This window comes from Pedobacter sp. UBA5917, from assembly GCF_002432345.1.
Classification (GTDB): Bacteria; Bacteroidota; Bacteroidia; order Sphingobacteriales; family Sphingobacteriaceae; genus Pedobacter.
The window spans coordinates 26335-37872 of sequence record NZ_DJDT01000292.1; the positions used below are offsets into that span (position 1 = coordinate 26335).

General features: G+C 39.7%; 12 protein-coding genes. 5 read left to right on the top strand and 7 right to left on the bottom strand.

Going from position 1 to position 11538, the window contains the following annotated elements:
• Positions 1 to 333: 333 nt before the first annotated feature.
• Together B2V92_RS20355 and B2V92_RS20360 are read right to left on the bottom strand one after the other, a co-directional pair.
• Positions 334 to 1026, bottom strand: a complete 693-nt coding sequence (locus B2V92_RS20355; protein WP_293311696.1) for a lysoplasmalogenase — start codon at positions 1024 to 1026, stop codon at positions 334 to 336.
• Positions 1016 to 2233, bottom strand: a complete 1218-nt coding sequence (locus tag B2V92_RS20360) for a sterol desaturase family protein (protein WP_293311698.1) — start codon at positions 2231 to 2233, stop codon at positions 1016 to 1018. The genes B2V92_RS20355 and B2V92_RS20360 overlap by 11 nt, the downstream gene beginning before the upstream one ends.
• Before the next feature lie 195 nt (positions 2234 to 2428).
• Here B2V92_RS20360 and B2V92_RS20365 point away from each other — a divergent pair, with 195 nt between their 5' ends.
• Entirely contained in the window at positions 2429 to 2779 is a 351-nt protein-coding gene (locus tag B2V92_RS20365; RefSeq protein ID WP_293311700.1) for a hypothetical protein, read from the top strand.
• Positions 2780 to 2783: 4 nt separating this feature from the next.
• On the opposite strand, the gene B2V92_RS20370 is transcribed toward B2V92_RS20365, so the two are convergent.
• The 3 genes from B2V92_RS20370 to B2V92_RS20380 all read right to left on the bottom strand — a co-directional run bounded on the left by B2V92_RS20370 (position 2784) and on the right by B2V92_RS20380 (position 5212).
• Positions 2784 to 3371, bottom strand: a complete 588-nt coding sequence (locus B2V92_RS20370) for a very short patch repair endonuclease (RefSeq protein ID WP_293311702.1) — start codon at positions 3369 to 3371, stop codon at positions 2784 to 2786.
• Between the two features lie 251 nt (positions 3372 to 3622).
• On the bottom strand, positions 3623 to 4153 hold the full coding sequence (locus B2V92_RS20375) for a metalloprotease family protein (RefSeq protein WP_293311704.1): 531 nt from the start codon (positions 4151 to 4153) through the stop codon (positions 3623 to 3625).
• Positions 4154 to 4168: 15 nt separating this feature from the next.
• Positions 4169 to 5212, bottom strand: a complete 1044-nt coding sequence (locus B2V92_RS20380; protein WP_293311706.1) for a tetratricopeptide repeat protein — start codon at positions 5210 to 5212, stop codon at positions 4169 to 4171.
• Between the two features lie 141 nt (positions 5213 to 5353).
• Here B2V92_RS20380 and B2V92_RS20385 point away from each other — a divergent pair, with 141 nt between their 5' ends.
• The gene (locus B2V92_RS20385) at positions 5354 to 5983 is read left to right on the top strand and encodes a phosphatase PAP2 family protein (RefSeq protein ID WP_293311708.1); all 630 of its coding nucleotides are present in this window, start codon (positions 5354 to 5356) and stop codon (positions 5981 to 5983) included.
• Here the strand turns inward: B2V92_RS20385 and B2V92_RS20390 are convergent.
• Positions 5980 to 6588 carry a Crp/Fnr family transcriptional regulator gene (locus B2V92_RS20390; RefSeq protein WP_293311710.1) on the bottom strand — a complete coding sequence of 203 codons (609 nt, stop codon included), beginning with the start codon at positions 6586 to 6588 and terminating at the stop codon, positions 5980 to 5982. The genes B2V92_RS20385 and B2V92_RS20390 overlap by 4 nt on opposite strands.
• A gap of 216 nt (positions 6589 to 6804) precedes the next feature.
• On the opposite strand from B2V92_RS20390, the gene B2V92_RS20395 reads away from it, so the two are divergent.
• The gene (locus tag B2V92_RS20395) at positions 6805 to 7470 is read left to right on the top strand and encodes an HAD family hydrolase (protein ID WP_293311712.1); all 666 of its coding nucleotides are present in this window, start codon (positions 6805 to 6807) and stop codon (positions 7468 to 7470) included.
• Between the two features lie 73 nt (positions 7471 to 7543).
• Here B2V92_RS20395 and B2V92_RS20400 read toward each other — a convergent pair whose 3' ends face one another.
• Positions 7544 to 8716 (bottom strand): aldose epimerase family protein, encoded by a 1173-nt coding sequence (locus tag B2V92_RS20400; protein WP_293311714.1) that lies wholly within the window; start codon positions 8714 to 8716, stop codon positions 7544 to 7546.
• Positions 8717 to 9014: 298 nt separating this feature from the next.
• Between B2V92_RS20400 and B2V92_RS20405 the strand changes: the two genes are divergently transcribed.
• Both B2V92_RS20405 and B2V92_RS20410 read left to right on the top strand, forming a co-directional pair.
• A complete protein-coding gene (locus B2V92_RS20405) occupies positions 9015 to 11012 on the top strand; it encodes a beta-L-arabinofuranosidase domain-containing protein (RefSeq protein ID WP_293311716.1) in 1998 nt (665 codons plus the stop codon).
• A gap of 66 nt (positions 11013 to 11078) precedes the next feature.
• Positions 11079 to 11538 (top strand): aldo/keto reductase (locus tag B2V92_RS20410; protein WP_293311718.1); only part of this gene is annotated, 460 nt, incomplete at its 3' end.

The window sequence follows — 11538 nt, forward strand, 5'->3', positions numbered from 1 at the left end:
CAATTACAAAAAAAAGTTATTAACAGAATTACCAACAGAAAAGTGGCGATTAGAAGACATAGATGTAATATTAGAGCAAAATAAACCTCCGAAAAGGTTAGTTTTTAACAGGCTGAAAATCAGTTTGTTAAAAACAACCCACAAGGATAAATACTTTTTCATGACAAAAAAGCTCCAATATTTTTGGGAATTATAAAATTACCCAAACAAAACTTACTTAAACTGAAACAAAAAAACCATACCACGTATAATTAACACTACTCAACAATGATTAACACTAACTATATCGTTAATTATCAATAAATTACAAAAAGAAAAATTTTAAGACTGAAACTAAATTTCTGTTTGCGTAACTACCAGTTTACGTTCGATGGTACCATAAACAATCAGGTATTGGGCAATCATATAAGTAGCCATAATTAATGCCCCGCTTTGCGGAATAGGCTGTGCAAATTTATTTACGGCCAATACACTGTCAGACAGCAGGAAAAACAGCGCTCCGTAGAGAATAAGTTTAAAGCTATTGATATTTACTTTTCCATAACGGTTTACCGCCATCAGTGCCATTACACAAATAATAATGGCATACATTAATACAGGGAACTGCATGGGGCCGAGGTGTGGCTGCAAATAGAAGAACAAACCTGAACAAAAAATGGCAAAAGCAGCTACTGCCCATAGAAAATATGGCGTTTTATGGCTCGGATTAGATTTATGATCGAGTGTAAAGGCCCTGATGTAAAAAATGTGGCACAGCAAAAAAGCGAGCAGTCCGAAAATAAAATAAGTTGTTCTGCCATTCTGCAACATCAGCAATATATCTCCGGCCCACGCGAAAATCAGGCCTGTAAAAATACGTTTGTGGAAACGTCCTTTAAGGTTGGTGCTTACGTACAGCCATACCAAAAGTACCACTACAATTAAAGGTTTAGAGAAATAACGCAGTTGTATATTATTGGTATACTCTGCATACAACTGAACAATAAATACCAAAAAAAATATAAATGAATATAACTTAGTTTTCATCAGGATTGGGATTTGCCTTTTGCAAATTAAAGAACCAAATTACGGATATTAACTGGATAGCAGCAAAAATTACCTGATATCCTACCGGGATTTTAAAAACAAAAATCAATAATATACCAAATAACAACCTGAAATATTCGAACCTGATCAGCCAGGTTTTCTGCTCCAGCAAAGCTCCACAGGTGATTAGGGTAAGTATAGTAAAAAAGGATCCGGAGATCAACGCCAGGGTATCCATTTTGTGGTAGGAAAACAATATGGCCGAACCGGCAGCCAATGCCACTAAAAACTGTACCAGTACATAACCCGTTAATTTAGATTGATAGGCCGGATTGTATTTCTGATAAGTTGCCGGATTAATTTCGGGAGCAGATTGAAAGCCGCCCAAATGCGCGGGAAACCAGCCCGGAGGTTTGATAAAAACATTAATCTTATCGCTTAGTTTCGGCGATTGTTTAGCCGTTTTAACCAGATCGTCCCAATAGTGGAGGTTTGCCCAAACCGGGTTCCAACTGGCCAAAGGTTTTGTAATGCCGTAATAAACCTCTTCTTCCTCTTTTTGGAAAGTACCGAAAATACGGTCCCAGATAATTAAGGTGCCGGCATGGTTTTTATCGATATATTTCGGATTGGAACCATGGTGCACGCGGTGATGCGATGGTGTATTTAATATATACTCCAGAAAACCCATGTTTTTAACCGCACGGGTATGGATCCAAAACTGGTAAAGCGTATTAAAAGAACTCAGGGTTAAAAACATAATGGGATCAAAGCCCACAAAAGCCAATGGCAGGTAAAATACCCAGCTAAACCAGCCCTGAAACCAGCTTTGGCGTAGTGCTACCGTTAAATTGTATTCTTCACTCTGGTGGTGTACAATATGTGCCGCCCATAAGGCATTTACCTGATGGCTCATCCGATGGAACCAGTAATAGAAAAAATCGACACCGATAAACAAGAGAATCCAGATCCAGATGGTTTTGGGCAGTTCGAACAAACGCCAATGCTCAAAAATGTATTTGTAGCCAAAAAACAGGGCCGTTTTCATAAAAATGCCGGTAAGCTGCTGCCCTATCCCCTGACTTAAATTGGCAATACTATCGTTAAGGCGGTAATAATTTAATTTTTTATAGAAATTATAAGCCAGTTCAATCCCGATCAGGATGAAAAACACGGGTACCGACAAAGCAATGTAATCTACTTTCATACTGGCTCAAAATATCTGGTTGGCATTATTTTCATACAATTTATAAAATATCCCTGTCAAGAGAAAATCCTAAAGATGTAATATTTATGCGCGTTTCGATTTTGCTATTGATTTCTGTCAAATTCGCCTTAACTTTGAAGTGCTAAACAAATTGATCTGGGCATTTTGTCCAGTTAAATGATTCATCCCATCATCATGAAAAAATTATCCATCCTTCTGTTTTTACTGGCCACTGCATTTTATGCAAAAAGCCAAACTTTGGTACTGGCTAAAGATGCCGGCCAATATGTGGGTAAAAATGTAACCATCTGCGATTCGGTTTACAGCACGAAGGGCCTGGAGAAATTAACATTGATCAATTTAGGTGGTGCTTTTCCAAAAGAGCTGATTACGGTGGTAATTAACAAGGAAGATGAAAGTAAATTCCCGTCAGAACCTGCCAGCATGTTTATGGGAAACAGAATCTGCGTAACAGGCATTGTAAGCGAATTTAAGGGCAAAACCCAGATCGTGGTAACAGATCCGAAGCAGATTGTTGTAAAATAACAGCTTAACCATCCAAGCGTGGTATAACGGCTGTTTTTGCAGCCTCGATATAAAGCAATACCTGATTTACGCATTTAGCCAGGTTTTCTTTAACCTCATGTTCCCAAAAACGCATTACAGTATAACCTTTTGCATTTAACTGCTCGTTTATATACTTATCGCGCTGCATATTGCTTTCAATTTTCGGGATCCAGAAAGCTGAATTTGTTTTTAGCCTAACCTTGGTTTCTTCCCATTTATAGCCATGCCAAAAATCGCCATCAACAAAAATGGCCAACCTGTATTTATTGATGATGATATCGGGTTTACCGGGAAATTTCTTTGGGTGGAGCCTAAACCTGATGCATTTTGCCCATAATGCCTTACGTAAAGCCAATTCGGGCAGGCTGTTTTTGTCCCTGATTTTCGACATATTCCTGCTTCGCGCTGCAGTGGTGTAAAACCCGGCGCTTTCTTCAAAACGCGGTACTTTAATAACCTGATCGTGATATGGCTTTGGCTCCACGGTAGAAAAACCCGGTCTGATCGAAAATTGTTTGGAAAATAGCCAGGCTCCGCAAAAATATAAAAATAAACCTAGGCTCCCCCTCATTTAAAGGAGGAAGGCTTCGGTTCGAGCGTTAACACTAAATTATTATTTATGGAAATAAATGTCGTGAAGAAGTGCCTCTTCAGTCGGCAGGAACTTAATCCTGCCAACCTCGTAAGCATAGATATCCTTATTATCTGATTCGAATATTCAAAATCCTTTTAATATTTCATAACAGATTATACATATAGGCATATTTCCTTGATGAATCGTTTTATTTCCTTGATGAATATTTCCCACTACTGTAGTTTTTATTACACAAAAATTTTAATAATCAGGTAGGGTAAGCCTAAAGCTACGGCACCACCATAAATAATATCCAACCAAAAGAAAGATCCTAATGCACCTGCATATATAAAACCAACTATGGGAGTTACCACAATTTTAGACAGCCATGAGGTTGTTTCCGACTTCACAACGGCATTCCAAAGTGTACTGGCATCACCGGTGCTTGGAAAAGCATGTGCCCCGATCGAAATGGCCAGGTACATCAGTACATAATCCAGAACATTGGCCGAATCGAACTTAAACTGCAACGAGGCAGAAAAACCTATGATGAAACACAACAGTGTGTTTACAATAAACGGACCTACCGAAATGAATACGGTTTGATAAACCTTTGGTGCAGGCTCGTGGATCACATAACCGACAGGATTTTCGGTCCTAAAATAACAGACATCAAATACCGGAACTTTAAATAACCTGCAAAAAAGCTGATGGGCAAGCTCATGCACAATAACACCCGGAAAAGTAGCAATACTGATTAATATACCTGGAACAAACATGATGTGATTTTTTAATTATCTGTAAATTTCTGAACCTGTAATAATTGGCGATAAACGCTTCGATATGGTACTATCGCCCGAATTCGTTTCGTGGACCCTTATCTGGGCCAAAGTTGCCAAACTTTCTTTTTTTCTGCCTGCAAAATAATCTACCATTGCTTTTGCCTCCATGGCACTAGTATCATCAGGATCAAGGGCCAGGGCCTGCGAAGCGAAAACAGCAGCTTCTTTATCATGTTTACGCTTGAGTTCTATCCTTGCCTTTTGCGATAAAACCTGAATGTCCTCTGCATTAAATGCCAGTAACCGATCGCAAAATGCCAAAGCCTCATCGTACTTGGCCGTATTCCTTTTTACGGCTGTCATTAAGCTCAATGCCTGATAGAAATTAGGATCTACCGCCAATACTTTATTTACAATACGCTCTACATGATCGTAATCTTTCGCTTCGTATAAAAAGTTGGCAATATGAACCTTTAGAACAATTTCATCAGTACTATCGGTCATGGCCAAAAGTTTTTCTTTATCCTTTGCCGCAGCAACAATGCGTTTATACATCAGCGTATCTTTAGGAAACGACTGGGCAATATATTCGGATGCAGCATTTACAGTACTTAATAAGGCTTCGTCCTCTGTTTTTACATCTGCTACCTTATCAAAGGCAACCTGGTACGCCTCAAAATCGAAATTATAGGCACTCGCCACCATCATATAGGCATTGGCATTAAAATCTTTAGGAAATTTATTCAGTACAAGGGCCAATTCGCGCTGAGCGGTTAAAAAATGTTTTTGATCAATTGCGTTTTCGGCTTTACCAAGGTGTATAGCAGCAGAGATATATTGCTGTGTACGCACCAAACTGATCACCATTACCGCTAAAATGCCAAGGGCAAAAAATTTAATCCATTTGGGTATCGGATATTTGATTAAGCTTTTTCTGCAATCGGAACATAAATTAATGGCGTGCCCGGGTTCGTATACGTTTAATTGACAGTTTGCGCACAGGCCTTCGTTAAAACTGCTTTCAGGCGCGCTTTGGGTTGGATAATTTTCCTGCATGTGAGATTCGTTAAAGGAATAAAGATAATATTTTTTAACAATTCGGGTTATTGAAGGATATCATATTTTAAAAGGCCTTTTTTTTAATCTATTGGCATAAAATTCATAGTTTTGAATTTCAACCTACATAAATCTACCTTTTTGAAACGAAATACTTTAATTTTTATCCTCCTGATCCTGATTGTAGCTTTTGCAGGATTAAGCTATTTTATTGCACAGCACCCAATATTGGCTTTTGATATCAGAACATCGCTGTTTATACAGCAGTACCATGCTGACTGGTTGGATAAAGTAATGCTAGCAATCAGTTTTTTTGGCGAACTGCCCTATTCCCTGCTTTCGGTGGTAATTGTTGCTGCTATTTTTTATTGGCAGAAATATAAACGCGAAGGTATATTTATTTCGACGGTTTTATTATCCGGATTAATCATTTTGGGTATAAAAAATATCATCAACCGCCCCAGACCAACAGCTTTTTATGTCCGTTTGGTGGAGGTAAACCGATTTCAGAGCTACCCCAGCGGACATGTACTCTCCTACACCCTATTTTTCGGCTTTCTGATCATCCTGATGTATCACCTGAAAAGCATCCCTAAAACCACCAGAAATATCATCACCTATTTATCGGCGTTCCTGGTGGTTACGATAGCACCATCCAGGATTTATTTAGGCGCACACTGGTTTACAGATACGGTTGGGGGCTTTTTACTCGGATTGATATGTCTCTTTCCGCTGTGCTATTTCTATTTCAGAAAAAAGGTTAAACCTTAGTCTTTTCCTTCCAGTTTTTCTTTCTTTCTGATGCGGCTCAATGTTTCTATCCGTATTCCTAAATAACTGGCCAGATACTTTAAAGGTACCCTGTGTTTCATTGTCGGGTATCCGTTCTTAAACTGCTTATAACGGGCCTCTGCAGAAGGTATTCTCGATAAAATAGACCGTTCCTGTGATATATGGTAATGGATAGCCAGAATTTTTCTTGCCAGAATGTTGATTTCAGGAAACTGATCATACAGTTCATCAATAAAACGGTATGGCAGAATAAGCAGTTCCGAATCTTCCAGTGCCTGGAATTTCTCTTCGTAGGTGGGCTTAAGTGTACCGGGATTCCGGATGCTTCCGATTAAATGGCTTTCATCGGTTAACCAGGCTGTAATGTCTTTTCCTTCATCCACTATAAAACCACGCACCAAACCTTTAATAATAAAGAATAAACAATCTCCGTTCAATTCATCGGCACAGGGCAGAATATCGTTCTTCCGCACCGTAACCCTGAACGTTTCGGCTTTGGCCCGTTCAATGATTTCATTGTTCAGAGGCTGTAAATTGGTTAAATATTCGATTAGACGATCACTCTCATGCTTGGCAGCAGTCATATTATATGGCCCCGGTTTAAACATGCAAGCTATTACTTGCAAAGGGGATTTCAAATACCCAAACGTATACTATCATAAAAAAATTACAATCGGAGCATAATTTATTTTCCAACATATTTTTTGGCCGTAAAAAGAAGGCATAATTTAAATGTTAAATTTTGGAATGGTGACCTTATTTTAACATGCTGATAGGAAAAATCTGATAATTTTGCCACCATGACAAACGATAAACCCAAAGCTTTTCTTTTCGATCTCAATGGCACCATGATTAACGACATGGCTTTTCATAACCACGCCTGGCATAATATCCTTACACAGGATTTAGGCGCAAATATCAGCTTCGAAGCAGTAAAAAAACAGATGTACGGTAAAAACCAGGATCTTTTGGAGCGTGTTTTTGGCGTTGGTCATTTTACCCAGGAACAGATTGATCAGATCTCCATCGAAAAAGAGCACAGGTACCAGGCTGCCTATAAAAAACACCTAACCTTAATTGCAGGTTTGGGCGATTTTCTAGAAAAGGCGAAGCAGTCAGGTATCCAGATGGCCATAGGATCGGCGGCAATTCCTTTCAACATTAATTTTGTACTCGATAATTTAAATATCCGTTATTATTTTAAAACTATTGTAAGTGCGGATGATGTGGTAAACAGTAAACCAGATCCTGAAACCTTTACCAAGGGCGCCGGAATTTTAGGTATAGATGCCAGCCAGTGCATTGTTTTTGAAGATGCACCAAAAGGTGTAGAAGCAGCCCAAAACGCAGGTATGAAATGTGTGGCGCTTACCACCATGCACACCAAAGAAGAATTTTCGGCCTATAACAATATTATTGCCTTTATTGAAGATTATACCGACCCTGTTCTGCAGGATCTTTTTTAAACAGGTACGGCCTGTGTTTCCACAGGCCGTACACCATGTTATCATCATTGAGATGCAGGGATTACCAAATTAATTATCTGGTAAATTTATAGATCGAACTTGTTTTATATACCTGCCCCGGTTTTAATACCGTTGACGGGAACGCAGGCTGATTCGGAGAATCAGGAAAATGCTGTGTTTCCATGGCAATAGCCGTTCTAAAATCATCCTTTGCACCTGTTTTAAAGGTATTTTTACTTTGCATAAAGTTACCGCTGTAAAACTGTAAACCTGGCTCCTGTGTGTAAATATCCATTACCACTCCCGATTTGTCGCCTTTAACCGTAGCTGCGTGGAACATGCCCATTGCCTTGGTTTTATTCAGTACATAGTTATGGTCGTAACCTTTACCAAAAGTTAACTGTTCATTTTTATCGTTAATGCGTGCACCGATAGTGGTTGCCTTTGTAAAATCGAATGGTGTACCGGCTACTTTTTCAATTTTACCGGTTGGGATCAGTGTCGAATCCACTGGCGTATATCCATCGGCGTAAATCTGGACCTCATGGTTTAAAATGGTTCCGCTGCCATCACCGTTCAGGTTAAAAAAGGCATGGTTGGTGAGGTTAACCACTGTGGTTTTATCGGTTTTTGCCTCATAATCCATTTTCAGTTCATTATCATCGGTTAAAGTATAGGTTACTTTAACATCTAAGTTTCCAGGGAAATTTTCATCGCCATCTTTCGATAGATAATGTAATACCAGGGTCTTGGCATTTGGCTGGGTGGCATCCCAAACTACATATTGATAGCCTTTTTTTCCCCCGTGTAATGTATTCTGGCCGTTATTGGTAAATAATGAATAGGTTTTACCCTCTAAAGTAAATTTCCCTTTGGCTATACGGTTACCATAACGCCCTATGGTTGCACCAAAATAAGGCTCTGTTGATTTTTCGTAATCGTTTACACTTTTAAAACCTACTACTACATCAACCAGCTTCCCGTCTTTATTTGGCACCAATAAACTTACCAAACGTCCGCCGTAATTGGTAAAAATTGCTTCAGCATTGTTTTTATTTTTCAATGTGTAGAGCGCGGTTTGTTTACCGTCTATTTCTTTTTTGAAAGAGTCGGCAACCAGTTTTACTACAGCCGCAGAGTCGCTTTTCAAACTGTCTGTTGAGGAAGTTTTTTTGGTTTCAGATTGGCAGGATGCAAATCCGATTGCAGCCAGAACGCCGAGGCCCGCTAATGATTTTAATTTCATAAAATGGAATACTTGGTTTAGAATTTTATTTGAGTTTTTAAATATAAGTATATCACTTAACTTTACAAATAAAACGTTTTAGACGATTGTGAAGGCATCTATTTTTAAAAAATTTATTCCGGACAACACCAATGAGACGATTTGTAGAAACAGTGATAACAAAATGTAGAACAGCTAAAAACTGTATGCAAATTGTTACCTGCTATCGCAGTTCTTACATAAAAAAGAAGTCAAGTTTTAAAAAATGACTTCTTTGGATGAAACCAAAAATTTGAACTAAAAAAATAAAACTGACCAAATGAACCTTAAACATTTACTAAAAATCGCCTTGCTCTGTGTGGCCACCACGGGCTTTGCACAGACACAGCAGACCACGCTGCGACAGAACCCCTACTCCGAATTACCTTTAGGTGCCATTAAGGCCGAAGGCTGGCTTAAAGAAATGCTCATCAGACAAAAAACCGGAGCAACAGGTAATCTCGACAAACTTTATCCCTCGGTAATGGGACAGCGGAACGGCTGGTTGGGTGGCGATGGCGACCAATGGGAACGCGGCCCATATTGGATTGACGGTCTTTTACCCCTCGCCTATATTTTAAATGATCAGGAATTAATTGCCAAAACCAAACCCTGGGTAGAATGGGCCATAAAAAGCCAACAGCCTGATGGATATTTCGGTCCGATTAAGGATTACGCGCCAGAAGCCGGTTTACAACGTGACAATAGCAGGGATTGGTGGCCTAAAATGGTGATGTTAAAAATCCTGAAGCAATATTATTCGGCAACCAATGATAAAAGGATCATCACCCTGATGACCAATTACTTTAAATACCAACTGAAAGAACTTCCGGCTAAACCATTGGATCATTGGTCGTTTTGGGCAAGGTATCGTGCAGGCGACAACCTGGCGGTGGTTTACTGGCTATATAATAAAACCGGCGATCAGTTTTTACTGGAACTTGCCGATCTGATCCATAAACAGACTTTCGATTTTACCGATGCTTTTATGGACGGCAACATGCTTACCAAATTTGGCAGCATCCACGCGGTTAACCTTGCGCAGGGCATGAAAGAACCTTTGGTTTACTACCAGCAGCATCCTGATCAGAAATATGTTGATGCGCTTAAAAAAGGTTTTAAAGATTTAGATAAATACAACGGTTTTGCCAATGGCATGTTCGGCGGCGATGAATCGTTACACGGCAACAACCCTACGCAGGGGTCGGAACTTTGTACCGCTGTTGAAATGATGTTTACACTGGAAACTGCCCTGGAAATCACAGGCGACCTGGATTATGCCGATCGTTTGGAAAAAATAGCCTTCAATACCCTGCCGGCGCAAAGTTCGGATGATTACCTGAAACGCCAGTATTTCCAGCAGGCCAACCAGGTGATGATCAGCAGACAGATGCACAATTTTGATGTAAACCACCATGGCACCGATTTATGTTATGGTTTACTTTCAGGTTACCCTTGCTGTACCTCGAACATGCACCAGGGCTGGCCAAAATTTACCCAGAACCTCTGGTATGCTACGGCCGATAAAGGCGTGGCTGCTCTGGTATATTCGCCCAGCGAAGTAAAACTTAAAATAACTGATCATAAAGAAATCACAATCAAAGAAGAAACCAATTATCCTTTTGAAGAATCGATCAGGTTTTCGCTTACATTCGGTAAAAAAGCCAAAACAATAAACTTTCCTTTTCATTTAAGGATCCCATCATGGTGCAAGGAAGCTACCATCAAACTAAACGGCAGTGTTCTGCAAACTTCTAAAGGAAACCAGGTGGTTAAAATCAGCCGCAACTGGAAATCAGGTGATGTGGTAGAACTGGCTTTACCCATGCATATTTTTAAGAATAACTGGTTCGAAAATTCGGTTTCGGTAGAGCGCGGACCCATTACCTACGCATTAAAAATCGGCGAAGAGGTAAAAGCGGTCAAAAACACCAAAGATCCGATCGATTATGGCGATACTTTTGATGAGGTCCATCCTACCACACCATGGAATTATGGCATTTTTAATATTCCGGCAGATAAACTGGCTGAGCATTTTACCGTTCAGAAAGCTGCAGGCACCAATAATTACCCATGGAACCTTGAAAATGCACCGATCCAGATCAAAACCAAAGCAAAACGCATCCCATCATGGAAATTGTATAACGAAATGGCAGGCCCTATCCCTTATAGTATGATCTACCAGTTTGAAACGGCTAAAGAGGTTGAAGAAATCACATTGGTACCTTATGGATCAACCAGATTAAGGATTTCACAATTCCCACTTGTTGCAAGATAATATTACGTTCATATCTATAAAAATCCGTTAAAACTGATTATTATTGCGGCCAATCAAATCCCAAATATGAATCAAAACATATCAGCAGATCGTTACGATAAAATGTTATACCGCCGCTGTGGTAAAAGCGGAATAAAACTACCGGCCATATCATTGGGCCTGTGGCATAATTTCGGACATATTAACGTTTTCGAAAACAGCAAAAACTTAATTTATACGGCCTTTAACAATGGCATTACACATTTTGATTTAGCCAATAATTATGGCCCGCCTCCGGGTTCGGCCGAAGAAGTTTTCGGAAAAATCCTCCATGAAGATTTTAAAGGCTACCGCGATGAAATGATCATCTCAAGCAAGGCCGGTTACACCATGTGGGATGGCCCTTATGGCGATTGGGGATCGAAAAAATACCTGGTTTCGAGTTTGGATCAAAGTTTAAAACGAATGAAGCTGGATTATGTAGATATTTTTTATCACCACCGTCCGGATCCTGAAACCCCGCTCGAAGAAACCATGGATACGCTGA

Coding starts and splice junctions, on each gene's coding strand:
- B2V92_RS20355 (WP_293311696.1), bottom strand. CDS start 1,026: ATGAAAACTAAGTTATATTCATTTATATTTTTTTTGGTATTTATTGTT.
- B2V92_RS20360 (WP_293311698.1), bottom strand. CDS start 2,233: ATGAAAGTAGATTACATTGCTTTGTCGGTACCCGTGTTTTTCATCCTG.
- B2V92_RS20365 (WP_293311700.1), top strand. CDS start 2,429: ATGAAAAAATTATCCATCCTTCTGTTTTTACTGGCCACTGCATTTTAT.
- B2V92_RS20370 (WP_293311702.1), bottom strand. CDS start 3,371: ATGAGGGGGAGCCTAGGTTTATTTTTATATTTTTGCGGAGCCTGGCTA.
- B2V92_RS20375 (WP_293311704.1), bottom strand. CDS start 4,153: ATGTTTGTTCCAGGTATATTAATCAGTATTGCTACTTTTCCGGGTGTT.
- B2V92_RS20380 (WP_293311706.1), bottom strand. CDS start 5,212: ATGCAGGAAAATTATCCAACCCAAAGCGCGCCTGAAAGCAGTTTTAAC.
- B2V92_RS20390 (WP_293311710.1), bottom strand. CDS start 6,588: ATGACTGCTGCCAAGCATGAGAGTGATCGTCTAATCGAATATTTAACC.
- B2V92_RS20395 (WP_293311712.1), top strand. CDS start 6,805: ATGACAAACGATAAACCCAAAGCTTTTCTTTTCGATCTCAATGGCACC.
- B2V92_RS20400 (WP_293311714.1), bottom strand. CDS start 8,716: ATGAAATTAAAATCATTAGCGGGCCTCGGCGTTCTGGCTGCAATCGGA.
- B2V92_RS20405 (WP_293311716.1), top strand. CDS start 9,015: ATGAACCTTAAACATTTACTAAAAATCGCCTTGCTCTGTGTGGCCACC.